The 24,299-nt window shown below is 48.3% G+C and carries 23 protein-coding genes, 1 tRNA gene and 1 pseudogene; 8 read left to right on the forward strand and 17 right to left on the reverse strand.

The features are described 5' to 3' along the window. Window positions 1–147 precede the first annotated feature (147 nt). The 3 genes from M988_RS15900 to M988_RS15910 all read right to left on the reverse strand — a co-directional run bounded on the left by M988_RS15900 (window position 148) and on the right by M988_RS15910 (window position 2,599). Window positions 148–612 carry a PTS sugar transporter subunit IIA gene (locus M988_RS15900; protein ID WP_064574966.1) on the reverse strand — a complete coding sequence of 155 codons (465 nt, stop codon included), beginning with the start codon at window positions 610–612 and terminating at the stop codon, window positions 148–150. A 272-nt stretch (window positions 613–884) separates the two neighbouring features. Next, window positions 885–1,655 (reverse strand): ABC transporter permease, encoded by a 771-nt coding sequence (locus M988_RS15905; RefSeq protein ID WP_004090783.1) that lies wholly within the window; start codon window positions 1,653–1,655, stop codon window positions 885–887. Next, window positions 1,652–2,599: an ABC transporter ATP-binding protein gene (locus M988_RS15910; RefSeq protein WP_008812469.1), complete on the reverse strand. Its 948-nt coding sequence runs from the start codon at window positions 2,597–2,599 to the stop codon at window positions 1,652–1,654. Before M988_RS15910 ends, M988_RS15905 begins: the two co-directional genes overlap by 4 nt. A 245-nt stretch (window positions 2,600–2,844) precedes the next feature. Here M988_RS15910 and creB point away from each other — a divergent pair, with 245 nt between their 5' ends. The 4 genes from creB (at window position 2,845) to can (ending at window position 7,275) form a co-directional block, all read left to right on the forward strand. Further along, complete coding sequence (gene creB, locus M988_RS15915; RefSeq protein WP_008812468.1) at window positions 2,845–3,546, forward strand: two-component system response regulator CreB; 702 nt, start codon at window positions 2,845–2,847, stop codon at window positions 3,544–3,546. Next, on the forward strand, window positions 3,543–4,979 hold the full coding sequence (gene creC / locus M988_RS15920) for a two-component system sensor histidine kinase CreC (protein WP_064574969.1): 1,437 nt from the start codon (window positions 3,543–3,545) through the stop codon (window positions 4,977–4,979). The genes creB and creC overlap by 4 nt, the downstream gene beginning before the upstream one ends. 90 nt (window positions 4,980–5,069) lie before the next feature. Continuing rightward, window positions 5,070–6,482, forward strand: coding sequence for a cell envelope integrity protein CreD (gene creD, locus M988_RS15925; protein WP_064574973.1), 1,413 nt, complete (start codon window positions 5,070–5,072; stop codon window positions 6,480–6,482). Between the two features lie 142 nt (window positions 6,483–6,624). Beyond that, complete coding sequence (can, locus tag M988_RS15930) at window positions 6,625–7,275, forward strand: carbonate dehydratase (protein WP_004090792.1); 651 nt, start codon at window positions 6,625–6,627, stop codon at window positions 7,273–7,275. Window positions 7,276–7,368: 93 nt separating this feature from the next. Here can and M988_RS15935 read toward each other — a convergent pair whose 3' ends face one another. Continuing rightward, window positions 7,369–7,728, reverse strand: a complete 360-nt coding sequence (locus M988_RS15935; protein ID WP_039185801.1) for a DNA-binding protein — start codon at window positions 7,726–7,728, stop codon at window positions 7,369–7,371. Window positions 7,729–8,154: 426 nt separating this feature from the next. On the opposite strand from M988_RS15935, the gene M988_RS15940 reads away from it, so the two are divergent. Beyond that, complete coding sequence (locus tag M988_RS15940; RefSeq protein WP_008812464.1) at window positions 8,155–8,460, forward strand: hypothetical protein; 306 nt, start codon at window positions 8,155–8,157, stop codon at window positions 8,458–8,460. Between the two features lie 67 nt (window positions 8,461–8,527). Here M988_RS15940 and hpt read toward each other — a convergent pair whose 3' ends face one another. The 11 genes from hpt to dnaQ all read right to left on the reverse strand — a co-directional run bounded on the left by hpt (window position 8,528) and on the right by dnaQ (window position 19,611). Then, a complete protein-coding gene (hpt, locus tag M988_RS15945) occupies window positions 8,528–9,064 on the reverse strand; it encodes a hypoxanthine phosphoribosyltransferase (RefSeq protein WP_008812463.1) in 537 nt (178 codons plus the stop codon). A gap of 220 nt (window positions 9,065–9,284) precedes the next feature. Next, on the reverse strand, window positions 9,285–9,890 hold the full coding sequence (locus M988_RS15950) for a nitroreductase family protein (protein ID WP_008812462.1): 606 nt from the start codon (window positions 9,888–9,890) through the stop codon (window positions 9,285–9,287). Window positions 9,891–10,118: 228 nt separating this feature from the next. Next, window positions 10,119–11,546 (reverse strand): aminobutyraldehyde dehydrogenase, encoded by a 1,428-nt coding sequence (patD, locus tag M988_RS15955; RefSeq protein WP_008812461.1) that lies wholly within the window; start codon window positions 11,544–11,546, stop codon window positions 10,119–10,121. A 150-nt stretch (window positions 11,547–11,696) separates the two neighbouring features. Beyond that, window positions 11,697–12,509 (reverse strand): ABC transporter permease, encoded by an 813-nt coding sequence (locus M988_RS15960; protein ID WP_004090800.1) that lies wholly within the window; start codon window positions 12,507–12,509, stop codon window positions 11,697–11,699. Further along, complete coding sequence (locus tag M988_RS15965) at window positions 12,499–13,431, reverse strand: ABC transporter permease (RefSeq protein ID WP_371272913.1); 933 nt, start codon at window positions 13,429–13,431, stop codon at window positions 12,499–12,501. Before M988_RS15965 ends, M988_RS15960 begins: the two co-directional genes overlap by 11 nt. Before the next feature lie 13 nt (window positions 13,432–13,444). Then, window positions 13,445–14,470 (reverse strand): ABC transporter ATP-binding protein, encoded by a 1,026-nt coding sequence (locus M988_RS15970; RefSeq protein WP_008812460.1) that lies wholly within the window; start codon window positions 14,468–14,470, stop codon window positions 13,445–13,447. 189 nt (window positions 14,471–14,659) lie between these two features. Next, a complete protein-coding gene (gene ydcS / locus M988_RS15975; protein WP_064574978.1) occupies window positions 14,660–15,826 on the reverse strand; it encodes a putative ABC transporter substrate-binding protein YdcS in 1,167 nt (388 codons plus the stop codon). 68 nt (window positions 15,827–15,894) lie between these two features. After that, the gene (locus M988_RS15980) at window positions 15,895–17,352 is read right to left on the reverse strand and encodes a gamma-aminobutyraldehyde dehydrogenase (RefSeq protein ID WP_064574979.1); all 1,458 of its coding nucleotides are present in this window, start codon (window positions 17,350–17,352) and stop codon (window positions 15,895–15,897) included. Between the two features lie 167 nt (window positions 17,353–17,519). After that, a complete protein-coding gene (locus M988_RS15985) occupies window positions 17,520–18,434 on the reverse strand; it encodes a LysR substrate-binding domain-containing protein (RefSeq protein ID WP_008812457.1) in 915 nt (304 codons plus the stop codon). Window positions 18,435–18,663: 229 nt separating this feature from the next. Further along, window positions 18,664–18,740 (reverse strand) — tRNA-Asp (locus M988_RS15990). A 136-nt stretch (window positions 18,741–18,876) separates the two neighbouring features. Then, window positions 18,877–19,611, reverse strand: coding sequence for a DNA polymerase III subunit epsilon (gene dnaQ, locus M988_RS15995; protein WP_004090812.1), 735 nt, complete (start codon window positions 19,609–19,611; stop codon window positions 18,877–18,879). Between dnaQ and rnhA the strand changes: the two are divergent. Beyond that, window positions 19,565–20,135, forward strand: a pseudogene (gene rnhA / locus M988_RS16000) (ribonuclease HI). The gene dnaQ and the pseudogene rnhA overlap by 47 nt on opposite strands. 19 nt (window positions 20,136–20,154) lie before the next feature. Here the strand turns inward: rnhA and M988_RS16005 are convergent. Then, on the reverse strand, window positions 20,155–20,877 hold the full coding sequence (locus M988_RS16005) for a class I SAM-dependent methyltransferase (protein WP_064574981.1): 723 nt from the start codon (window positions 20,875–20,877) through the stop codon (window positions 20,155–20,157). A 46-nt stretch (window positions 20,878–20,923) separates the two neighbouring features. Here M988_RS16005 and gloB point away from each other — a divergent pair, with 46 nt between their 5' ends. Both gloB and mltD read left to right on the forward strand, forming a co-directional pair. Next, a complete protein-coding gene (gene gloB, locus M988_RS16010) occupies window positions 20,924–21,679 on the forward strand; it encodes a hydroxyacylglutathione hydrolase (RefSeq protein ID WP_008812454.1) in 756 nt (251 codons plus the stop codon). A gap of 70 nt (window positions 21,680–21,749) precedes the next feature. Continuing rightward, window positions 21,750–23,153 carry a murein transglycosylase D gene (gene mltD, locus M988_RS16015; RefSeq protein WP_008812453.1) on the forward strand — a complete coding sequence of 468 codons (1,404 nt, stop codon included), beginning with the start codon at window positions 21,750–21,752 and terminating at the stop codon, window positions 23,151–23,153. A 90-nt stretch (window positions 23,154–23,243) separates the two neighbouring features. Here the strand turns inward: mltD and M988_RS16020 are convergent, their stop codons facing one another. Next, on the reverse strand, window positions 23,244–24,029 hold the full coding sequence (locus M988_RS16020) for an endonuclease/exonuclease/phosphatase family protein (RefSeq protein WP_008812452.1): 786 nt from the start codon (window positions 24,027–24,029) through the stop codon (window positions 23,244–23,246). Window positions 24,030–24,299 lie beyond the last annotated feature (270 nt).

Below are 24,299 nucleotides of genomic sequence, written 5' to 3' on the forward strand. Positions count from 1 at the left end.
CAAAACCGGAATGATGAAGCGAGGGAACCCGCGTAGCGGGCTGGAAGGGGGTGCCTAGCTGGGGTGTCGGGGGGCAGCGATTGGCCCCCCGACTCGGACGCCTGCACAGTGTTCATGTAGATTCCGGTGCATTAGGCGTACGAAACCTTAACAGCCCTCCCTCCTATTATCACCAGCCTCTAACTCCACCGCCATCCCAAATACCGTGTGTCGATTCTGTTCATGCCATAAACTCGTCGCCTGCTCTCGAGTCAGTTCCAACGCTGAATCGCGGAACTCTACTGCCGTCAGCATGCCTCTCTGGGGAAAAAGTTGAACCATCGCCCCTACGCCAATGCCAACGACAACTTCACATTTTGGATGTTTATGGCTCATCAGCGCCGCGCTACGAAAAGGTGCAGCACCTAAAATATCAGTGATAAACACCACGCCATCTCCACTATCGGCAGCATGTAGCGCATCGCACATCATACGACTTAGCATATTGGTGCTTAGCCATTCGGTATATTCAACGCTGACACATTGCTCCGGAACGCTGCCGAGCAAATGCTTCAGTGATTTTAATGTGCCGCTAGCAAAGCCAGTATGTCCAGCCAAGACAATCCCTAACATAGGCGCTCTTCCCCTTGCATTTGCGGCATCCTGCCGCCTACCGAGATCTGAAATGATTACCTCAATGAATTATTTTAAAAAATCCCACTCAGAATAATCACATCTTTAATAGGGTTTATCAGGAAATAGCGCAGACCGCAGCAAACATAATAAATAGCGATACAGGATTGTGAGATGAGGCAGAAATGATGATATTTAAGACAGCGTGTCTGAATAATTCCGCACGATATGGTGCAAAAAAAAAGCCTCTGTGAAGTACAGAGGCTCATTGATTAGGTGCGTAAACCGCGTCCGCGCTCGATTAAATACCACGCTAGCAGATAGAACACCACGATAAACGCCAGCAACACCACAAAGGTAAATACCAACGGAACATCGTTAATACCGAGGAAACCAAAACGGAACCCACTGATCATATAAACGATAGGATTTAGTTTCGATACGGCCTGCCAAAACGGTGGCAGAAGCGTTAACGAATAAAATACCCCACCCAAGTAGGTTAACGGTGTTAACACAAAAGTCGGTACTAAGCTGATGTCGTCAAAAGTCTTTGCAAATACCGCGTTCAGCAACCCGCCCAGAGAAAATAAAATAGCGGTACACAGCAAGGTTGCAGCGACAATGGCCCAGTTGTGCACATGGAAAGGGACAAAGAATAGCGACACCAATGTCACCAGAATCCCCACGCATACCCCGCGTGCCACGCCACCGCCCACAAAACCTGCGATAATCACATGCGTTGGTACCGGAGCCACCAGCAATTCTTCGATATTGCGTTGGAACTTAGCGCTGAAAAACGATGAAGCCACGTTCGCGTAAGAGTTGGTAATGACTGACATCATAATCAACCCCGGCACAATAAACTGCATGTAATCGAAGCCGTGCATTTCACCAATGCGGGAACCTATCAGATTGCCGAAAATGATGAAATACAGCGTCATGGTGATCACCGGCGGCACCAGCGTTTGAATCCAGATACGAGCGAAGCGATGTACTTCTTTGGTCCAGATACTTTTTAGCGCAACCCAATAGAGTGCATTCATGCCTTCTTCTCCGTATTCACCTGGGGCTTTTCATCGTGATCGTGTACTAAGGTCACAAACAGCTCCTCCAATCGATTAGCCTTATTACGCATGCTGAGTACCTGCACTCCCTGCGCACTCAACTGGCTAAATACGCCATTTAGGCCTTGCTCACGGAGAACCTCAACCTCTAACGTTGAAGTATCACGCAGTTGGCTTTTATACCCTTCCAGTTTAGGAATTGGGCTTTTTGGAGCTAGGTCAAGGATGAAAGTTTCCGATTTCAGCTTCGAAAGCAGCTCTTTCATTGACGTATTCTCGACCAACTCACCATTCTGGATTATGCCGATATTGCGGCACAGCATTTCAGCTTCTTCCAGATAGTGGGTTGTCAGAATAATCGTCGTACCCTGCGCGTTCAGCTCTTTGAGGAATCCCCACATAGAGCGACGCAGCTCGATATCAACGCCCGCCGTTGGCTCATCAAGGATGAGCAGTTTTGGTTCATGCATTAACGCACGAGCGATCATCAAACGGCGTTTCATGCCGCCAGAAAGCATGCGAGCACGTTCGTCACGCTTGCCCCAGAGGTCAAGTTGCTTGAGATATTTTTCAGCGCGCAGCAGTGCTTCAGAGTGTGTCACGCCATAATAACCCGCCTGATGCACCACAATTTGCATCACGGTTTCAAACGGGTTGAAGTTAAATTCCTGAGGAACCAAACCGAGCTGTCGTTTAGCGTTAACGATGTCATGATCAATGTCATAACCAAACACATTGACCTTGCCGGAGGATTTATTCACCAATGAACTGATAATGCCAATGGTGGTCGATTTCCCTGCGCCATTTGGGCCGAGCAGAGCATAAAAATCCCCTGCCTCAACCGTGAGGTCAATACCGCGCAGCGCTTGCACACCACCGGCATAAGTTTTGGTGAGCTGCGAGAGTTCCAGTGCGTATGTCATGATGATTAGCGTACCTTTGCGCCTGAGCTATCAGGCTATTTTGGAACGGAACCGAGATAGTCTTGATGGATACCGTCAATAATCGGGATGTGAACATTTAACGAAGATTGTCTATTTTACATAGCCATAACAGCATTAGCTACCAATCTTATCGTCACCGTCATGAGAAATAGTCATCGCCATATTCAGCCACATTTACCTCCGGTAAGATAGCGCTTATCACCCTGCGGCCCACGGAAGTTTACATGTCACCCACGATTTGGTTAGTCGAAGATGAGTCAAGTATTGCCGATACGCTTATCTATACCCTAGAAAGCGAAGGCTTTACGGTATGCTGGTTCGAACGTGGTCTGCCGGTGCTGGAAATGATGACAGAGAAAAAACCAGATTTGGTCATTTTAGACGTGGGCTTACCCGATATTAACGGCTTCGAACTTTGCCGAAAGATCCTGACGCAATCCCCCGATCTGCCGGTACTGTTTCTGACTGCTCGCAACGATGAGGTCGACCGTCTTATCGGATTAGAGATCGGGGCAGATGATTACGTTGCCAAGCCTTTCTCTCCACGAGAAGTGTGTGCCAGAGTGCGGACTATTTTACGCCGCTCCCTCAAACAAAATCGCTTGCTAAACACGCCCTCATCCGCCGTGTCTATCGGGCCATTTATGTTAGATGAAGCATGCGCGAGCATTAGCTACCACCAGCAGCCATTGACGTTAACCCGATATGAATTCTTGCTGTTAAAAACGTTGCTTCTCGCTCCGGGGCGTGTTTTTTCTCGCGAACAGTTGATGGATATTGTTTGGACGCATGCCGAAGAGAGCTTGGAGCGTACCGTCGATACCCATATCAAAACATTACGCGCTAAGCTGCGAGCGGTGAATAGTGAGGGCAACGCAATTCAGACTCATAGAGGCTTAGGTTATAGCTTAGGCTACGCATCATGAGGATTGGCCTACAGCTATTGCTGGGTTACTTCATCATCGTGGCCGTCGCCGGTTTTTTCGTATTGGATATTTTTGTCCAAGAGGTCAAACCTGGGGTGCGACGAGCCGTTGAGGGAACGCTCAATGACACTGCCAGCCTGTTGGCACAGTTTGCTCATCATGATTTAGTCAACGGCACCTATCACGATGGAGTTCTCATAGATAGCTCGCTACAACGCGCATTTCAGCGAGTCAATAGCAAACCCATTGGGGCAAATATTGCTGGCATCCGCAAGAATCATAACGAATACCGTGTCTATCTAACCGATGCTAACGGCAAAGTGGTATTTGATTCGAATGGCGAAGCTCTGGGACAAGACTATTCACGATGGAATGACGTTTGGCTCACTCTGCGAGGGAGCTACGGCGCCCGTAGTACGCTAATGGATCCTAACAATCCTGAAAGTTCCGTGATGTATGTTGCCGCCCCTATTTACGACGGTGACCGCATTATCGGCGTGCTAAGTGTGGGTAAACCCAACTTAGCATTAGCGCCCGTGATCCAGCGCAGCGAGCACCGTATTTTGGTCGCTGGCGCCGCGCTTTTAGGGATCGCATTACTGGTGGGATTATTTTTTGTCTGGTGGATAAACCGTTCTATTGGACGACTGGTGAAGTACGCCACGTTGGTTTCGGAAGGCCACCCTGTGACGCTGCCGAAAATGAATAGCACAGAACTACGTCGCCTCGCTGAAGCTCTCGAACATATGCGTATTCGTCTAGAAGGGAAAAACTACGTTGAACAGTATGTCCACACCCTGACCCATGAGCTGAAAAGCCCGCTCGCTGCCATCCGCGGTGCGGCCGAGATTTTACAAGAGCAGCCTCCTGTCGAGGTGGCTCAACGATTTACCCTGAATATTCAGCAACAAAGTCAACGAATTCAGTTATTGATCGACAAAATGCTTACCCTGGCAAAAATAGAAAGTCGGGTCGACGCAGAGTTAGAAAGCCTCAACATCGCTCCCCTGTTGCTGCAAATAATGACTGCGCATGAAGCACAGGCGAGACAAACGCAGATAACACTGCAATTCTCACAGCTGGAAAATTGCACGATGCATGTAGACCCATGGCTGCTGACACAGGCCATTGAGAATTTACTGGCTAATGCCTTAGATTTTACACCGCCGGGCGGCACCATTACGCTGATAGGAAAACAGAACCTCGATGTTTATAGCGTGATTTTAATCGACGATGGCGCGGGTATTCCCGATTATGCGCTACCGCATATTTTCGATCGATTCTATTCCCTGCCACGCACCAGTGGTCAAAAGAGCAGTGGGCTGGGGCTGTCTTTTGTGCTGGAGGTGGCGAGATTACATCAAGGTGAAATCATATTAGCTAACCGCTCGCCTCAGGGTGTTGAAGCACAGTTATTGCTGCCTATTAAATAAATTCCAGCGACTTCACCGTCCCTTCACATAGCTCCATTCACACTTCACGAGACAGGCTTATTTTCCTCTCAATCGTTGAAGGAGAAAGCTATGTTTAAATCGGTATTGTTATATAAGGTGCTTACCGTCGTTGGCTGTATGCTACTGATGTTTATCCCCATACAGCAGTTAATCAACATTGTGCATGAGCGTGAAGAATACCAAGAACAGGTTATCGATCAGGTGGCCGATAGCACCAGTCGCGAACAACGCGTTCTTGGGCCGGTCATTGTCATCCCCTATGCCTTAACTTCCACAGAAATCAATAATGGGGAACGCCACAGCATAACCAAGGAATACTTTAGTTATGAACTGCCACAACAGCTGAATATTGATGGCGAGCCTCAGGTTGAAATCCGCAAAGTCGGCTTATATCAAACCCAGATTTATCACAGCGACCTACGCTTTAGCGCTAACTTTAAAAAGATCGATACCAGCCAATTCGTTTCTGGCGATAACGTCAGTCTTAGCGTTGGTAAACCTTATTTAGTGGTGATGCTGAGCGACGCTCGAGGTATTCGCCAAATATCGTCATTGAAGGCTAACGCAACAGAAATCGCCTTTGAGCCTGGCGTTCAAGGCGATCAACAAGGGCAAGGGATGCATGCAGACATTCCCCTCGAATTACTCACCGATGGCGCTCTAAAAATAGACTTCACCTTTAAGATGAGCGGTAGCCGCTCGCTGGAAGTCGTTCCATTGGGACGAACAACCGAAATGACCTTACGCAGTAACTGGCCACATCCAAGCTTCTTAGGCCGTTTCTTACCCGACACTCACAGCATAACGGCTAAGGGCTTTAGCGCGAGTTGGCATAGTAGCTGGTACGCGAATAATCTCAATCATGAGTATCAAGTTGCTGGTGAACAAATACCGTTCAACAATATCCCTGCCTTCCGCGTTGGTTTAGTCGAACCGGTCGATCAATACCAGCTCACTGAGCGTTCGATCAAATATGCCATCTTATTTATTGGATTAACGTTTGGCGCATTTTTCATGTTCGAAATGCTTACCATGCTCCGCCTACATCCGATGCAATATATCTTGGTGGGTGCAGCGCTATCGATGTTCTATCTCGTTTTGCTGGCTTTTGCCGAGCGTATAGGTTTTACATTGGCCTATCTAATCGCTAGTCTTTCCTGTTCGGCTTTAATTGGCTTTTATCTTAGTGCCGTGCTACAAGGCTGGATGCGCGGGGTGTTATTCAGCATAGGGCTCCTTGTGCTGTATGGCGTACTTTACATGCTGCTACATTCAGAAGATAACTCGCTGATGCTCGGGTCTGTGCTGCTGTTTAGCATCCTAGCCATCATTATGTCACTGACGCGCCGTTTCGATTGGCATCGCGTGACCTCAACATCGTCCCCTCAGAAACAGTCGCAGGAGCATGAAACACCGTCCTCGGACGAAAACGGTGCTCAGGAAGAGAATGTTTCTAGAAAATCATTTAGGCTTTGGAAATAGGGCAAGAATGGCGACGCTACTTAGCTAGCGTCGCGTGTCCATACAACATTTTATTGAGTTAGATCACTGCTCCGATTTCAAAACTGTGATGTTTAGCCTATATTAACCCTCGCAAACCGCATGTTACAGACGATTAACCTCAATGAAAGAAATCGAAAAACTTATTGCGAATAACCACGCATGGTCAGATACCGTGAGTCAGGAAGATCCTGAATTCTTTGGTCGCCTCGCCAAATCACAGCGTCCACGCTTCCTGTGGATTGGTTGTTCTGATAGCCGAGTACCGGCTGAACAGTTAACGGGATTGGAAGCCGGTGAGCTTTTTGTGCACCGTAACGTTGCCAATCTGGTTATCCATACTGACTTGAATTGCCTATCGGTTGTTCAATACGCCGTCGACGTATTACAGGTTGAGCATATTATTATCTGTGGCCATTTGGGCTGCGGCGGGATCGAAGCTGCTGTTGAAAACCCTGAACTTGGGTTGATCAATAACTGGCTGCTGCATATCCGCGACCTGTGGTACAAACACAGCTCTCTTCTCGGTGAACTACCGCCAGAAAAGCGTTTAGATACGTTGTGCGAGCTAAACGTCGTCGAACAAGTCTATAACCTTGGTCATTCCACTATCATGCAGTCGGCATGGAAACGTGGACAAAAAGTGATGATCCACGGTTGGGTTTACGGGCTACAGGATGGACGCCTGCGCGATTTAGATATCACGACCACCAGCCGAGAAACACTGGAACTGCGCTATCGTAACGCAATGTCGACCCTGCTACAGCAAGGCTAAATAAGGTTGTTGCAGCAACACAGCCACTGACTATCCTAAACCAATATCAGTGGCTATATTTTATTACCTTTCATTTCATAAGTGAATTTAGCGCTAACGTAAAGAAGAAACCAAACGAAAAAACAGTGCATCAACGCCTTCTCGCAGTGCCAACTCAACGAGCCTTTGTCGCAGTAGTAATGACATCTCTACACAAATCTCTTCCCACATTTTTGTCGCAAGCTCCCCATCGCAAGAGCGACGCTGATAGCGAGATTCTGTTACCTGACGACCACGCAGTGCCTGCTTAACCTCGTTAGGAAAACTGTCGATATGATATTCAATGGTTTTTCCATCGCGCTTACGCCTTATCCACGCCAATTTTCTCGCATGTAAATGCAGCCCTTGAGGCGTAGTCGGTAAATGCGCTATCTCGGTGAGTTGCTTCGCAGTGAACCATTCCAATTCCATCATCTATTCCTCTCTAAGGAATACTCCTTATCCTTATTAATAAAAATAGCTGTAACAGAAATTAGTAATAACATCTTTTCTTAATATTTTTAATTTAAGAATGGTTTATAGAAAATTTAAGTTAAGAATGACTCTATTGAACATACAAAAATAAGATTAATTACAACAAAACATTTATTAAATGAATTTATTTAAAGGGATAAACATCGAGTTTTATTTTTATTTGTAATTAACACTAAATCTACTTTTAATTTATTCTTAATATTGATAGATTTCGCGCCCGAGCAGCAACAGAAAAATAACATTCAAGGAAAGATAGGAAAGCAGAGAACGCTGATATTTTTTTGATTGCATTATTGAGTAGATGCCTACGTCTACTAACCACGCAATGGAAGGCCCAATGGTCAACACGCACATTTTGAGGTGATTATGAGCCTATACCGTTCCTCTCTCTTTTCAGTTTTCGCAATTGCAGTAACGCTTTCCAGCTATGTAAAAGCAAGTGATGGCGTCATCCATTTTATGGGCGCAATTGTTGATGATGCCTGTAATGTGACAAACACAGAGTCAAGTATTCAAACTCGCTGCTATAGAAATGGGAAAGTGATAACTCAGACTGCTCCCATCAATCAAACCACTTCCGAAACGGCACTGCCAAGACAAATTGGTTGGAGCAAAATTGAAACGATTAATGATAAGAGAAACTTGAAAGTACTCACCATTACCTATCGTTAAATCACTCTTCTAACAAAAACGCCGTCAAGGAGGACGGCGTTTTTTATTAATTTGAATGAACCGTCACTTATTCGTCGAGCATGACGACTTTGCCAATATAAGGCAAATGACGATAGCGCTGAGCGTAGTCAATCCCGAAGCCAACAACAAACTCATCGGGGATCGCAAAACCGACGTACTCCACCGGAACATCGACTTCTCGGCGGCTAGGCTTATCAAGCAAGGTACAGATGGCTAACGATTTTGGTCCGCGCAGAGCGAACAACTCACGCACTTTGCTCAAGGTATTACCTGAGTCGATAATATCTTCAACAATCAGAACGTCTTTACCGCGAATATCCTCATCCAGATCCTTCAGGATTTTTACGTCGCGGGTGCTGTTCATACCGTTGCCATAGCTAGAAGCAGTCATGAAATCGACTTCATGAGGGACGTCAATCTGACGACAAAGATCGGCCATAAACATAAAGGAGCCGCGCAGCAAACCAACCAGAACCATTTCACTGCCGCTGTCACGGTAATCTTCTGAAATCTGACGGCCAAGCTCAGCAATTCGCTGATGCACTTCCTGTTCAGAGATCATTACTTCAACTGTATGTTTCATCGCTTATGTACCTTTAGACCGAGTCCTGTAAATCGTTCTCTCGCCTCCACCAACGTTAAATCGCAGCGCCAAAATGCGCATCTAAGCTGCATACAAACAGACAATATTAACGATAAAAGATGTGGAGGAGCGTTTAAGGGCGCAAAGTATAGCAAGGTAATAGAGCGCCGTCATGGGCAGCGCTCTATTCATTACTCAGGTTAATAATTTTATTCAGAAATTAAAAGCGGTCGCTTTTCACGATGTGCTCGAACGGCAGCTTACCAATTCGCGGATATGGCTGGCTGGTGCCTTTACCAATCGCAATCATCAGGCAGATTTCATATTGCTCAGGCTTATTGATGATTTTTCCCACGGCATCAAAATCAAAACCGTCCATAGGACAAGAGTCGTACCCTTGCGCTTTCGCCGCCAACATAAGCGTTTGGGCAAAAATACCAGCGCTACGCATGATTTCATCACGCTGCGTCTGAGGCTTTCCACGATAGTAGCTATCGACAGCAGGGATCATATATTGCTGTACAGGCTCAGCCGCATCAGCCCAGATGTTTTTCACCTGAGTTTCCCAGCTCGAGAGATCGCCACATAGCACCACCAGCATAGAAGCATCAGTGACCTGAGCCTGACCCCAAGCAGCCTCACGGATCTTTTCGCGCTGCGCACGGTCTTCAATCAGCAATGGACGCCAATGCTGAAGGTTGAAAGCGCTCGGTGCGTTCTGCAACGCAATGTTTAACAGCTCTTTTTTCTCATCAAACGTCATGACATGGCTAGCATCAAACTGTTTAGTCGCACGGCGTTGTTGAATTACTTCAATCGCATTCATATTTCTAATTCCTTCCTGTTTTTATTATCGCCAAACCATTGTCATTAAATTAGACCAGTTGTCTAGTATCGCTTGTGCGATGTTGATGGTTGTAGCCATTTTTATCAAGACAGGAAAAGAAAACCCAATGCCAACAGAGCGTTGGCATTGGGTATATGCCCATAGGCAGAAACGCGATAATCAAGCACAGCCTTATGAGGTGGAGAAAAACGCCACCTCATCTATCAATTAACCGTGGTTAATCATCACATGTCTAACAACGGTGTAATCTTCCAGACCAAACATCGACATGTCTTTACCGTAGCCAGACAGTTTTTGTCCACCGTGCGGCATTTCGCTGACTAACATAAAGTGAGTATTCACCCATGTGCAACCGTACTGTAAGCGCGCACTCATACGATGGGCACGTCCCACGTCACGAGTCCAAACCGAAGAGGCTAAGCCATAATTGGAATCATTCGCCCATCCCAGAACCTGAGCTTCATCATCAAATGGCGTGATGGTGATTACCGGTCCAAAGACCTCTTTTTGGACAATTTCATCATCCTGCTTCGCCCCTGCTAGCACCGTAGGTTGGAAATAAAATCCTGGACCATTAACGCGAGAACCCCCAGTCGCTACCGTGATATGCGGAAGTGCCTTTGCGCGCTCAACAAAACCTTCAACGCGCTGCAGATGTTGTTCGGTAATCAGCGGCCCTAATTCGGTGCTTTCATCACCCGGATTTCCCATATCAAGCGTGGAAACTGTTTGCGCTAGCGCGTCCACAACCCGCTGATAGATGGATTTCTGAACGTACAGACGGCAGGCCGCGGTACAATCCTGACCCGCGTTGTAAAAGCCGAAAATACGAATACCCTCAACCACTTTCTCAACGTCGGCATCGTCGAATACGATAACCGGAGCCTTACCGCCTAATTCCATATGAGTACGTTTGATCGTGGATGCGGTATGCCCAATAATATGGGCGCCTGTACCGATAGAGCCGGTCAGCGATACCATGCGAACCTTTGGATGCCCTGTCAGCACATCACCCACGTCTTTACCTAAACCGAATAACACGTTGACCACACCGGCTGGGAAAAGATCGGCTAGCGTTTGGCTGAGATGAAACGCCGTCAACGGAGTCTGCTCTGAAGGTTTTAGAACCACGGTATTCCCCGCCGCTAACGCGGGGGCTAATTTCCATGCCGCCATCATTAATGGATAGTTCCACGGCGCGATCGACGCGATCACCCCAACAGGATCGCGACGGATCATGGACGTGTGATCTGGCAAGTACTCACCGGCGACTGGACCGCTCAAACAGCGGGTCGCACCGGCGAAGAAGCGGAAAACGTCTGCAATCGCTGGAATTTCATCTTCTAGCACGCGTTGATAAGGTTTACCGCAGTTTTGCGATTCCAGACGCGCTAACACTTCGCCTTGTTCTTCAATCACGTCGGCGACCTGTAGCAGCAGCGCCGCACGATCTTTGGGCGTGGTTTGCCCCCATTCGATGAAGGCTTTGTCTGCGGCGTTTACCGCTTCCTCAACTTGCGCAGCACTTGCCTGCGCAATATGTGCGATCACCTCCCCCGTAGCGGGATTGTACACAGGCAGTGCAGAACCTTGACCTTCGACCAAACGCCCGTTAATCAGCAGTTGTGTATGCATTGTTTTATCCTTCAGTAAGAGAGGCGGCAGCGCTTTGCTGCCTATTGTTATTGCTTTCTTATTTGGAACGACTTCTAGGCTGCTGTAGTTCCAAATAATTCGAATCGGGTTTAAGCACAGAGAAAGAACCGGTAGTGAAAGAACCGATTGTTACTTTCCAGCCCCTTCCACATCTTCCGAACCTTTCGTCAGGTAGTACGCCCCTAGGATCGGAATCGCGGTCAAGCACATCACGCATAGCGCCACAACGTTGGTCACCGGCACGTCACGTGGACGATTGAGCTGGTTGAGCAGCCACAGCGGCAGCGTGCGTTCATGTCCGGCAGTGAACGTGGTCACAATGATTTCATCAAACGACAGCGCGAATGCCAGCATGCCTCCCGCTAGCATGGCTGAAGCCAAGCTAGGTAACATAACGTGACGGAAGGTTTGCCAGCCGTCCGCACCGAGATCCATTGAGGCTTCAATAAGGCTATGTGACGTGCGACGGAAGCGAGCGATGACGTTGTTGAACACAATCACCACGCAAAACGTGGCATGACCAATAACAATGGTCATCACACCTGGCTCCATGTTTAACGTTTTGAAAGCCGACAGCAGCGCAATACCGGTGACAATACCCGGCAAGGCAATCGGCAACAGAATCAGAAAACTGATGGTTTGCTTACCAAAAAACTCTCGGCGATAGAGTGCAGCCGCCGCAAGCGTGCCAAGGATCAGAGCAATAGTGGTCGCCATCGCCGCAATTTGTACCGAAAGCCACAGGGCATCCCAAACATCCTGACGCCCAGCGGCAACCTCAAACCAGTGCAGCGTGAAACCTTTTGGCGGGAAGCTAAACGCCGAATCTTCGGTGTTGAACGCATAAGCCGCGATAATGAGGATCGGAAAGTGTAAAAATACCAGCCCACCCCACGCGGCGATTTTGAGCCCCCACGGTGCAGCATTGAGATCAGAGCGCATCGAAAGCCCCCAAACGTTTCACGATGGTTAAATAGATGGCGATCAGCACGATAGGCACCAGCGTAAATGCAGCAGCCATCGGCATATTGCCAATCGCCCCTTGCTGGGCATACACCATACTGCCGATGAAATAGCCAGGAGGCCCCACCAGCTGAGGCACGATAAAATCCCCCAACGTCAGTGAGAACGTGAAGATAGAACCGGCAGCAATCCCCGGAATAGCCAGCGGGAGGACAATGTGACGGAAGGTTTGCGCCGGATGCGCCCCGAGATCGGCAGAAGCCTGAAGCAGCGTGGGAGGCAAACGTTCTAATGCAGCCTGAATCGGCAAAATCATGAACGGTAGCCAGATATAGACGAACACCATGAAGCGTCCCAGCCCTGAGGTTGAAAGCGTGCTGCCACCAATATCAGGAATGCCGAGCACCCACGCGAGCACGGGTTCCAACCCCATATAATGCAGGAACCATTGCGCAACGCCGTCTTTCGCCAACAGTAACGTCCACGCATAAACTTTGACGATATAGCTCGCCCACATCGGCATCATAATAGCGATATAGAAAAAGGCTTTACTGCGGCCACGGGTATAACGCGCCATATAGTAGGCGATCGGAAACGCTAACAGCGCGCAGGCCAGAGAAACCAAAATAGCCATCGTCAACGTACGCACAATAATGTCGTAGTTCGACGGATTAAATAGCGCTTTAATATTATCTAGCGTGAAATCCGGCGTTACCGTCATGGTGAAATCATCAAAGGTATATGCGCCCTGCCAGAGCAAGGTAAACAAAGACCCAAGATAAATAACACCAAACCATAACAACGGCGGCGTGAGTAGCAGCAGCAAATAAAGCGTCGGGCGACGATATAAAAAGGTTGAGAACCGCCGCGCAGGGCGGTTACGAACTTCTGAGTAGTCCATTCCCATCTCCATTTCAGCGATCTCCCGCCAGCGCCACCATCGCATTCCTTTCCCAGCACAGGCGAACAGGTTCACCGGTATTCCGTACCGGCTGTAAAAGCTGCTCCTGCGTGTTGCCCTGACTGACAAACAAACGAACACCGTTGTCGATCATGACTTCATAACGCGTTGCAGCACCTTGGTAGTGCACATCACGCAAAATGCCCTGTACGTGGATCTCTTCCGGCTTGGCGGCTTCGCGGGCAAAACGAATATGCTCAGGGCGGATCGAGAAAATGCCAGACTGCCCCAACAAGGTTTCCGCCGACGGGCCACGAATAACGTTCGAGGTACCGACAAACTCAGCGACAAACGCCGTTTCAGGCTGCATATAGAGTTTTTGTGGCGTATCCACCTGCTCGATACGGCCTTGACTAAATACTGCCACGCGATCGGACATCGACAGCGCTTCACTTTGATCGTGAGTGACGAAAATAAAGGTGATACCAAGCTGACGCTGAAGCTTTTTCAGCTCGGTTTGCATCTGCTCGCGTAGCTTGAGATCGAGTGCCCCTAGGGGCTCATCGAGCAGTAGAACTCGTGGACGATTCACCAGCGCACGCGCTAATGCCACTCGCTGCCGTTGCCCTCCGGACAACTGTGATGGCTTGCGCTCACCATACTCGGCTAACGCCACGCTACTTAATGCCTCTCGCGCACGGCTGGTGCGCTCGGCCTTGGCCACACCTTTAACCATCAGGCCATAGGCAATATTTTCCAGCACCGTCATATGCGGGAATAATGCGTAATCCTGAAATACGGTGTTCACATCGCGCTGATACGGCGGTAAACCCGCCGCCTCTTGCCCTTGAATTCGAATTGAACCGCTGGTTGGCTGCTCAAAGCCAGCAATCAAACGCAAACATGTGGTTTTTCCCGAACCAGAAGGCCCCAGCAGAGAGAAAAACTCCCCTTCTTTAATCGTCAACGAAACGCGATCCACCGCATGAACGTCGCCGTAGAGTTTGGATACATCAATTAATTCAACAGAGCCGCTCATTTTTATATTCTCCGACAAAACTGTAAAATTTTGGTGGATGCCTCTGTAGGCGTCGCGAGCACAAAGAGTTTGAACATGGGCAGCGCACAAAAACCGGAACGTACATGTCGTACGTGAGCCAATTCTTTTAAAGAAAATGAGCACTGCCCTAGTTCAAAATATCAAGCCCAGTGGCCTATCAGGCATTCACTATCTGCCACCCATGATGGCGATATAATCTTGCGTCCAACGGCTATACGGGACGCATTGGCCTTGGCTTTCACATTTAGCCTGTGGTGTTTTCCAGAAAGCGATTTTGTCGAAGAATTTATATCCATTGGCTTCACAGCCATTTGCCCCAAGCAGCGTGCTGGCTTTACAACCCTCTGGCACGGCAGGTAATGAGCCAAACCAAGCGGCAACGTCACCTTGAACTTTTGGCGTGAGCTGCCAGTTCATCCATTTGTAGGCACACGTCAGATGCTTAGCCTGAGCATGAACCATCGTGGTATCTGCCCAACCGGTGGCCCCCTCTTTCGGGAAGACGGCGTTGATTGGCTGACCTTCGTTTTTCAAACCGTTGGCTTGGAATGGCCATGAGCTACCGGCGGCGACGCCTTCATTTTTGAAGTCGCTCATCTGCACCGATGCATCATGCCAATAGCGATGAATGAGTGGGTGCTGAGTGCGCAGTAAATCGAGCACCGCTTGATACTGAGTTTCGTTGAGTTCATACGGATCTTTTATGCCCAGCTCTGGCTTCGCGCTTTTTAGATAGAGCGCAGCGTCGGCGATATAAATCGGTCCGTCGTAAGCCTGTACGCGGCCTTTATTGCTTTTACCATCGGGTAGGTTTTGCGGCTCAAAGATCACGCCCCACGTGTCGGGGGCTTTAGGAAAGACTTTCGTGTTGTACATCAGCAGGTTCGGGCCCCACTGATAAGGCGTTCCATAAACGTCACCTTTAACGGTGTACCATGGGCCATTAACCATGCGTGGATCGAGGTTTTTCCAGTTAGGAATAAGGTCGGGGTTAATTGGCTGTACTCGTTTGCCATAAATCAAACGCAAAGAGGCATCACCAGAGGCGGTGACTAAATCATACCCCCCTTTCGCCATAAGGCTGACCATCTCATCAGACGTCGCCGCCGTTTTAATGTTGACCTTACAACCAGTGTCTTTTTCAAACTGGGTTACCCAGTCATAGTTTTTATCGCTCTGACCTCGTTCGATATAACCTGGCCAAGTAATGATATCTAACTGCCCTTCTGCGGGGCCGAGCTTTTGCGGAAGTCCATCAGCCTGAGCCGTCGCAATTCCGCCCAGCCCGCTGATACAGAGCGCTGAAAGCGCTGTGACAATAAATGTATTTTTCATTGCTATCCCCTGTCTCTTATATAAAGCGGCAGATGAACTGCCTTGTTATGTCATCACTGGCTTCAATCTCAAAACTGCGGTTTTATTTTCGCCATGATGTGGCGCACTACGCTGTAGTCCTGCAAAGCATCGCTGGACAAATCCTTACCATAGCCAGAACGTTTGAGGCCGCCGTGCGGCATTTCGCTGACTAGAGTGAAATGGGTGTTAATCCAAGTGGTTCCATACTGGAGCTGTGCCGCAAGCTGCCATGCGCGATCGATATTTTTTGTCCACACCGAAGAGGCCAATCCATATTCCGATTCATTTGCCCATTGCAGCGCCTGCTCCAGAGAATCGACCGGCGTAACGCTCACCACGGGGCCAAAAACCTCGCGCTGAACAATTTCATCCTGCTGTTGGCAACCCGCAAGAAGCGTCGGGGGATAGAAAAATCCCGGGCCGCTATGCATTTGGGCACCGGTAATTCGTTCAATGTGGGGGTGACTAAGCGCCCGTTCGACAAAGCTGGCAACGCGGTCGCGCTGGCGGGCGCTGATAAGCGGCCCCATTTCGTTTTCTCGGTCGTCATGGCGGGCATATCTCAACGAGCCGGCGGCGTGTCCAAGCGACTCCACCAGTGCGTCATAAATTTTTCGATCGGCATAAACGCGACAGGCCGCGGTACAATCTTGCCCTGCGTTATAAAAACCGTAACGGCGAATTCCAGCGACCACCTCGTTTAAATCGGCATCATCACACACGATGACGGGTGCTTTGCCCCCCAGTTCCAGATGAGTGCGTTTGACGTTTTTCACCGCGGCCTGCATGATTTTCTGCCCAGTCACAATGTCGCCGGTGAGGGAAACCATGCGCACCAACTGATGATTCACCAAGTAATTGCCTACGGTTTCACCGCGCCCATAAACGACGTTAATCACGCCCGTAGGGACGATATCTTTGAGCAAAGGGATCAGAGCCAGCGTGGATAACGGCGTATGCTCAGAGGGTTTGAATACCACTGTGTTGCCCGCAGCTAACGCGGGAGCCATTTTCCACGCCGCCATCATCAGCGGGTAGTTCCACGGCGCAATAGAGGCCACAACGCCAATGGCATCACGGCGGATCATCGAGGTATGCCCTTCGAGATACTCACCACCTAGTTGCCCGTGCTGACAGCGCACTGCACCCGCAAAATAGCGGAAGGTATCAATCGCGGCGGGAATATCATCTGAAAGTGCCTGATGAATAGGTTTGCCACAGTTGAGAGACTCAAGCTCAGCGAGCTGAAGAGCATTGCGTTCAATCACATCAGCAATGGCGAGTAGTAGAGAAGCACGGCGAGCAGGCAAGGTTCTAGACCAACTCAGAAATGCACGCTCGGCAGACTCAACCGCATCAGAAACCTGTTGGGCAGACGCTTCAGCCAGCAACAACAGTGCCTCACCGTTGGCCGGATTAATTAACTGCTCCTCCGGCCCTTCACCAGTGACTAGCTGTCCATCAATAAACTGTTGGGTGCTGAGTCTGTCCGTTATGCTGCTCATTGCGGCAACCTCTAGGAAACGACATCACTTAAATGTCATTAACTTGTAATTGAAATGTAAAATCTCATTTACTTGAGCCTAGAGCAGCCGTTAGCCAGCGGCAAATATGAAATAGTGAAGGCGGCATTCATAAAATCCGATACCCACCATTAATGTGAAGCAGGTCATTATTTTGGTGATAGCTTCCTCATCGCACTGTTCTCACGCGCGATCTGCAAGAATGGCGTAACCAGCTCTGGCCGCGCGCTTCCGCGACGCCATGCCAGCCCTATGTCTAACGGCTCTAACGTATCAACCAAAGTGCGAGCTTCAATCATGTTTCCCTCCAGTGACCATGGGCGATAGGCCATATCGGGCAGCAAAGCCACGCCAATCCCTGCCGCAACGAGGCTACGCACGGCTTCCGTTGAACCGGTGCGCATGGCAATTGTGGGTGTCAATTTGGCTTTTTCCCAAATGCGGCGCAGGTGGCTTCCCATTTCGTCAGTGTTGAGCTGGATCAGCGGCTCTTTCACCACATCGGCCAAGCGGATACTGTCATTTTCCAATAGAGGGTGTAATGGCGGGAGCCATAAGCGATATGGCGAATGCATCAGAACTTCAGTTTGTAGCGCATCACGATCTTCAAGGTTCGAAAGGATCAGCACGCCGATATCAATTTCGCCGTTAACCAGCAGGTGTTCGATATAGGGGCGTTCATCTTCAACTAATTGCGTAGTGACATTGGGATAAGCCGCACGAAAACGCGTCAGCATATCCACTAAAAAGTAGCCGGCGACTAAGCTGGTTACGCCAATTTTGAGTGTACCACTCAGATTCTCACAACCGAGTTCAAGGCTGCGCTTAGCGTTTTCGACGGTAGCAAGGATCAGGTATGACTGACGCAAAAACTGATGACCTTGGTGCGTCAGCTCCATTCCCTTGGCGTGGCGCTTAAATAAGACAGCGCCGATTTCCTGTTCCAGTAACTGAATGGCTTGAGTTAGCGAAGACTGTGAGACAAAAACCGTCTGCGCAGCAGCTGAAATCGAGCCGGTTTCGGCAACGGCGATGAAATGGCGGAGCTGGCGTAAGGTCATCATGAGGAAATCATCCGGTTAAACGCTGATGATCAAAGTGTAGCCAGGAAAATTATTGCGTTCGGTTTTATATCAAAAATATGGCGGCGTTCGGATTTTCCGAATCTGTTTTTGATGATTCAAAGCAAGATAAATAATAGAGGGGTCATCGTGGTGAATTTGTGAAAGGAAACTCACGAAACGATAAATAGATGAAAGCCCTGAGTCATTGCTGACTCAGGGCTTCTAAATGTGGCGGAACGGACGGGGCTCGAACCCGCGACCCCCTGCGTGACAGGCAGGTATTCTAACCAACTGAACTACCGCTCCGCGTTGTTCCTTGTGGGAACGAGGCGGATGATACGGATGTAGCACAAACTCGTCAACTGTTTTTCTAACAAAGATTTTCAACTGAACGGTTTTTCATCTTTTTGGCTATTTTTCAACAGATTCCGTACAAAAAAAGCTATTCAGCACGCCACAAACAGCTGCCGCCTTTCTTCTGCACCAGATCAAGACGGTGCTCATGTTCGGCTAATTCTTCCGCACTTGCTCTCACCACTTTTAATGCCTGCATTTTACGGACAATTTTTTGCACTTCACCGGTAGGTCTTGGCTTCTCCCCTTCGCTTTCCATAGAGAAAGTCAGTGAGGTTTGCCCGCCTGTCATGGTGAGATAGACGTCAGCCAGTATTTGGGAGTCAAGTAATGCGCCGTGCAGCGTACGCTTGGTGTTATCTATTTCATAACGGTTGCATAGCGCATCCAAACTATTACGCTTACCAGGAAACAGGCGACGCGCCATCACCAAGCTGTCGGTGATCTTACAGAAGGTTTCCGTCTTCGGAATATCGCGATTGAGCTTACGGAACTCGTAGTCCATAAACCCGATATCAAACGGTGCATTATGAATAACCAGTTCAGCACCGCGAATGAACTCTAAGAATTCATCGGCAATATCAGCAAAGGTCGGTTTATCTAACAGGAAATCGTCACTGATCCCATGAACACCATAGGCCTCTGGATCGACAAGACGATCGGGCTTAATGTAAACATGGAAGTTACGGCCTGTTAAACGGCGGTTGATCACTTCAACCGCACCAATTTCAATGATTCGATGTCCTTCGTAATGAACCCCCAGCTTATTCATACCGGTGGTTTCTGTATCGAGAACGATCTGTCGAGTTATTCCTGTGCTCATAATGTCACTTTATGTCAGACTTACGGTTTTGACTGCGGAGTAGTCTACCAGAGATGCTAAAACAGGTTGAGATTTTCACCGATGGTTCTTGCCTCGGTAACCCAGGCCCCGGTGGCTACGGTGCCATTTTGCGCTATAAGCAACATGAGAAGACTCTGAGCGCAGGGTATTACCTAACGACTAATAACCGCATGGAGTTGATGGCGGCTATTGTTGCATTGGAAACGCTGAAAGATCCATGCTCGGTTATTTTATGCAGTGATAGCCAGTATGTTCGCCAAGGAATCACCCAATGGATCCATAACTGGAAAAAGCGTGGCTGGAAAACAGCAGACAAAAAACCGGTTAAAAACGTGGATTTGTGGCAGCGCCTTGATCTCGCTATCCAATCACACAAAATTGAATGGGTTTGGATCAAAGGCCACGCAGGACATATCGAAAACGAACGCTGCGATGAGCTTGCCCGCGCAGCGGCGGGTTCTCCAGACAGAGATGACACAGGCTATCAGCCAGAAAGCAAATAAGCGTCGCCAGTTTGTACTATTAGTCAGAACGCTTACGAAAACTTTTTGTTGCGCCAACGGTTCCACGCCAGCTCGCTCGCTGACTTCTTTCGCGTAGGGAGGTCGGCGTGAGGGGTATCGTTCTCTTACGAGCCACAATGATACTTAGACAGCCTAAAACCGGCAGATGTTTACCAATAAACAAGCCACCGCGGCGATTCCAAGGCAAAATTTGGCAACGGTGTTCATACAACACCTCATAATGGAGGAGCTGTAGCCAGTCTAGCATACGCATCATGCTAAACATTCGACTGCTATAAGGTAAGCGTTTACGCAAACCCGGAACCAGTTTGCCTAGCCCAACAAGACTGGTTGGATTAAACCCCGTTAAGATTAGCCAACCATCGTCGATAAGGACTCGATCCACTTCTCGCAGCATACGGTGGGGATCGCTTGCAAAACTCAGCGTATGTGAGAGTAAACACGCATCCACAGATTTCGCGGAGAAAGGTAGACGATAGGGATCGGCGATAACCTGCATGTTATCCCCTTTCGCACCGATACTAACCTGATGAGAGATCCCACATTTTTCAGTAGAAATCTGGGAACTTAGCGGGCCAATTTTTAACAGATGATAACCAAACAGCTTAGGCCACCAAGGCGTTAGCTGTTGCTCTAACGCAGCACGGTAATATTCTCCCCAAGGGATTTCACTCCATGACAGTGGAGAGGAAATCGTACGTGTTATCTGTGCTGGTTTCATCCGTTCACCTATTTTTGGGGAATAGCTCAATGGAGAGTCATCGATTATGAATCTTATCAGTATCCCTGCCATGCAAGATAACTACATTTGGCTACTCGCTAACGAACAGCGCGAATGCCTGATTGTTGATCCTGGCGTTGCGTCCCCAGTTTTACATTACCTGACGGAAAATAAGCTTACTCCTAAAGCCATCCTACTTACGCATCATCATAATGATCACGTAGGCGGCGTGGGCGAGATTTTGCAAAACTATCCCGATATAACAGTGTATGGGCCTCAAGAAACCGTGAACCACGGTTGTACCCAGCAGGTTCAAGGGCATGATGAAATTACCGTATTAGGCCTGAATTTCAGCGTGTTGGATGTGCCAGGACATACTCTCGGTCATATTGCCTACTATGCCATGCCCTATTTATTCTGTGGAGACACCTTATTTTCAGCGGGTTGTGGACGTATTTTTGAGGGTACGCCCGAACAGATGTACGCCTCTTTACAACTCATTGCGCAACTTCCTGATAACACTTTGATTTGTTGCGCTCATGAATATACCGAATCAAATCTTAGGTTTGCAAGATACGTTTTACCAGAAAACAAAGAGATTGAAACATATCAGAAACAAGTTAAGGAATTGCGGTTAAAACATCAACCTAGCGTGCCTTCTTTGTTGAAAATAGAGAAGGAAATTAATCCTTTTTTACGTTGTTATGACAATGATTTACAACGAAATATTGGATTCGAAAATCACCCAAATGAGACTTGGCAAGTTTTTGCTCGCCTACGCGACATGAAAGACAGCTTCTGAAGCTTTTTGTTGTGTTTTGAGGCTAAGCAAAGTATTATTGCTCGTCTTTTAATCACCAGTAGACACACACATGAAGGCTAAAGCAATTATCTTTGCCTCTATGTTGCTGGTCGGGTGCCAAGGCGTAAACCATCACGCTAAAGAGCCTGAACAGCATGCACAGAGTTTGTCTTCAGTCAGTCGAAGTGAAGCAGGACAGCCCTCAAAGGACGCACGAGCGACCTCCGCGCGATGGCTAAACGAAAGTACTAGCAACATCGCGCAGGAAGATTTGTGGGGCTTCATTAGTGACGACCTGAAGATGAAGGTTCCGGACAATAGCCGGATCCGCGAACAAAAAAATAAGTTTTTAAAAAATAAGAGCTATCTCCACGATGTAACATTACGGGCAGAGCCGTATATGTACTGGATAGTCGAGCAGATTAAGCAACGTAAAATGCCGATGGAACTGGTACTACTACCCATAGTGGAGAGCGCTTTTAACCCACACGCAACGTCATCCGCTAACGCCGCAGGGCTTTGGCAGATAGTTCCTCAGACGGGGCGCAATTACGGGTTGAAACAAAACCAGTGGTATGACGGACGACGTGATGTTGCCGCCTCTACCACCGCAGCATTGGATATGATGCAGCGAATGAACCGCATGTTTGGCGGTGACTGGTTATTGACGGTGGCTGCATTTAACAGCGGTGAAGGCCGTGTAATGCAGGCAGTCAAAGCGAATAAGCGTAAAGGTTTGCCGACTGACTTTTGGTCTTTATCATTGCCACGTGAAACATCGATCTATGTTCCAAAGATGCTTGCGTTAAGTGATTTGATCAAGAATAACAAACGTTATGGCATTAAACTGCCTAAGTCTAACGACCAGCGTGCGCTAGCAAAAGTTGATGTAGGACAGCAGATTCAGCTGACTCAAGCCGCAGAAATGGCAGGCATGTCACTGACAAAAATGAAGGCCTTTAATCCGGGTTACAAAAAGAATGTAACTGCGCCAAATGGTCCTCACTACATCATGGTGCCCAAAGCACACGTAGAGCAGTTTAAAGATTCTCTGGCCGAAGGCGAAATTGCTGCAATCCAGCCGAACGCTCAGTTAGCCTCAACGAACACATCGTCTAAAGCGCAAGCTTCTAGCTATAAAGTTCGTTCAGGGGATACGATCTCTACAATTGCCAAGCGTTTGAATATCAGTCAGAAACAGTTGTTGAGCATGAATAATTTGCGCAGCAACAGCAAGTTGAAAGCCGGTCAGACACTGCAGGTAGCAAATAACGCCAGCAGGTCTATCGCTGATAACAGCAGCATTACTTATAAGGTACGTAAAGGCGACTCACTGGCCAGCATTGCAAAACGTCATGGTGTTAACATCAATGATGTAATGCGTTGGAACAGCGTCATTACAAAAGCAAGTCAAATCCAGCCAGGTGATATGCTCACGCTGTATGTACGAGACTCTGCGAACTCAAATACCTAATCGGGTAAGTAGTGTGTAGTCAAAGTGCTACAAAACGCAAAAAAGCGCCGAAAGGCGCTTTTTTTTATGTCTGCAATCTTAGCCAGAGACTTAGTCGGGTTTGAAGTCGACTAACAGCGGGTTATGATCTGATGCCTGCGTCACTAAAACGGACGCTTCAACAACACCAAGACCACGATAAAAAACAAAGTCGAGAGGACGCCCAAAGGCCGTACGACGATGATCGTTAGTGAAATTGACCTCCTGTAGCTCCATACCACTTGCAAACCGCTGAAGGGCGTTAATTCGCTGTTTACTCCATGCATTAAAATCACCGGCCATAATGACAGGACCTTTATGCAAAGCAATTTGCTCACCGATAGGGTCTAACTGCTTACTATAAACATCTACGCCCAAGCTAAAGTTTACCGCATGAATATTCACCACCATCAATAGTCGTCCATCAAACAGCGGATAGACCGTCACCAAGGCTGATTTTGATAATCGAATTAAAGGCTCTTTCTCACGTAACGGGCAGCAATAAACTGGATGCGCAGCAGCCAAAGTCATCACACCAGAGGGATGTTGCGGAAACGAAAATGCAGGTACCTGATCGGCAGTAAGATAATTACTCGTTGCAAATTTCACCAATTCTGGCGTTGTTTGCGCTTCTTGCAAAAGAACCAACTGAGAACTTTTGCCATATTCCTTTAATACGGATAGCCAATCTGAACGCTGCTGTTTAAATATATTCCACACCATAATGCGTAGAACATTATCCGTGGGAAGAGATTGAGTAACGGGCAACGTTTGCCCCAGCTCGTTCATCGCGCCGGGGAATACTCGCTCAGCAGGAAGACCCGCCACGTAACGCATGGCATAATTTTTTTTCCGCACTTTCGCCGCCTGTTAGTAAAAACGCATTCAATTGCTCAAACAATCATCAGATAATTATACTCCTTCCATAGAGACATCAAAATGATCCGCTAACCTTAGCCTTACTTTGTTATAGGGACTAAACGGGCGAAAAACAACTGTAAGAGCGGAATCAGCTGGTAAAACTACGTAAGCACGAGGCTAATTGAGGAAGGAACGAATATGAAGTGACGTCTGCTGTTAAACGCAAAAACAAAAAAGCCTGCTATCTCTAGCAGGCTTTTTCGCGAA

It is taken from the genome of Hafnia paralvei ATCC 29927 (assembly GCF_001655005.1).
Lineage (GTDB): Bacteria > Pseudomonadota > Gammaproteobacteria > Enterobacterales > Enterobacteriaceae > Hafnia > Hafnia paralvei.

What these genes read in the sequence shown, in the direction of transcription:
- gloB (WP_008812454.1), top strand. Translation starts at nt 20,924, where the DNA reads ATGAATCTTATCAGTATCCCTGCCATGCAAGATAACTACATTTGGCTA.
- ydcS (WP_064574978.1), bottom strand. Translation starts at nt 15,826, where the DNA reads ATGAAAAATACATTTATTGTCACAGCGCTTTCAGCGCTCTGTATCAGC.
- creD (WP_064574973.1), top strand. Translation starts at nt 5,070, where the DNA reads ATGTTTAAATCGGTATTGTTATATAAGGTGCTTACCGTCGTTGGCTGT.
- M988_RS15940 (WP_008812464.1), top strand. Translation starts at nt 8,155, where the DNA reads ATGAGCCTATACCGTTCCTCTCTCTTTTCAGTTTTCGCAATTGCAGTA.
- creC (WP_064574969.1), top strand. Translation starts at nt 3,543, where the DNA reads ATGAGGATTGGCCTACAGCTATTGCTGGGTTACTTCATCATCGTGGCC.
- mltD (WP_008812453.1), top strand. Translation starts at nt 21,750, where the DNA reads ATGAAGGCTAAAGCAATTATCTTTGCCTCTATGTTGCTGGTCGGGTGC.
- M988_RS15935 (WP_039185801.1), bottom strand. Translation starts at nt 7,728, where the DNA reads ATGATGGAATTGGAATGGTTCACTGCGAAGCAACTCACCGAGATAGCG.
- M988_RS15950 (WP_008812462.1), bottom strand. Translation starts at nt 9,890, where the DNA reads ATGAATGCGATTGAAGTAATTCAACAACGCCGTGCGACTAAACAGTTT.
- creB (WP_008812468.1), top strand. Translation starts at nt 2,845, where the DNA reads ATGTCACCCACGATTTGGTTAGTCGAAGATGAGTCAAGTATTGCCGAT.
- can (WP_004090792.1), top strand. Translation starts at nt 6,625, where the DNA reads ATGAAAGAAATCGAAAAACTTATTGCGAATAACCACGCATGGTCAGAT.
- hpt (WP_008812463.1), bottom strand. Translation starts at nt 9,064, where the DNA reads ATGAAACATACAGTTGAAGTAATGATCTCTGAACAGGAAGTGCATCAG.
- M988_RS15900 (WP_064574966.1), bottom strand. Translation starts at nt 612, where the DNA reads ATGTTAGGGATTGTCTTGGCTGGACATACTGGCTTTGCTAGCGGCACA.
- M988_RS15965 (WP_371272913.1), bottom strand. Translation starts at nt 13,431, where the DNA reads ATGGACTACTCAGAAGTTCGTAACCGCCCTGCGCGGCGGTTCTCAACC.
- M988_RS15905 (WP_004090783.1), bottom strand. Translation starts at nt 1,655, where the DNA reads ATGAATGCACTCTATTGGGTTGCGCTAAAAAGTATCTGGACCAAAGAA.
- M988_RS16005 (WP_064574981.1), bottom strand. Translation starts at nt 20,877, where the DNA reads ATGAAACCAGCACAGATAACACGTACGATTTCCTCTCCACTGTCATGG.
- M988_RS15910 (WP_008812469.1), bottom strand. Translation starts at nt 2,599, where the DNA reads ATGACATACGCACTGGAACTCTCGCAGCTCACCAAAACTTATGCCGGT.
- dnaQ (WP_004090812.1), bottom strand. Translation starts at nt 19,611, where the DNA reads ATGAGCACAGGAATAACTCGACAGATCGTTCTCGATACAGAAACCACC.
- M988_RS15980 (WP_064574979.1), bottom strand. Translation starts at nt 17,352, where the DNA reads ATGAGCAGCATAACGGACAGACTCAGCACCCAACAGTTTATTGATGGA.
- M988_RS15985 (WP_008812457.1), bottom strand. Translation starts at nt 18,434, where the DNA reads ATGATGACCTTACGCCAGCTCCGCCATTTCATCGCCGTTGCCGAAACC.
- M988_RS15970 (WP_008812460.1), bottom strand. Translation starts at nt 14,470, where the DNA reads ATGAGCGGCTCTGTTGAATTAATTGATGTATCCAAACTCTACGGCGAC.
- M988_RS15960 (WP_004090800.1), bottom strand. Translation starts at nt 12,509, where the DNA reads ATGCGCTCTGATCTCAATGCTGCACCGTGGGGGCTCAAAATCGCCGCG.
- patD (WP_008812461.1), bottom strand. Translation starts at nt 11,546, where the DNA reads ATGCATACACAACTGCTGATTAACGGGCGTTTGGTCGAAGGTCAAGGT.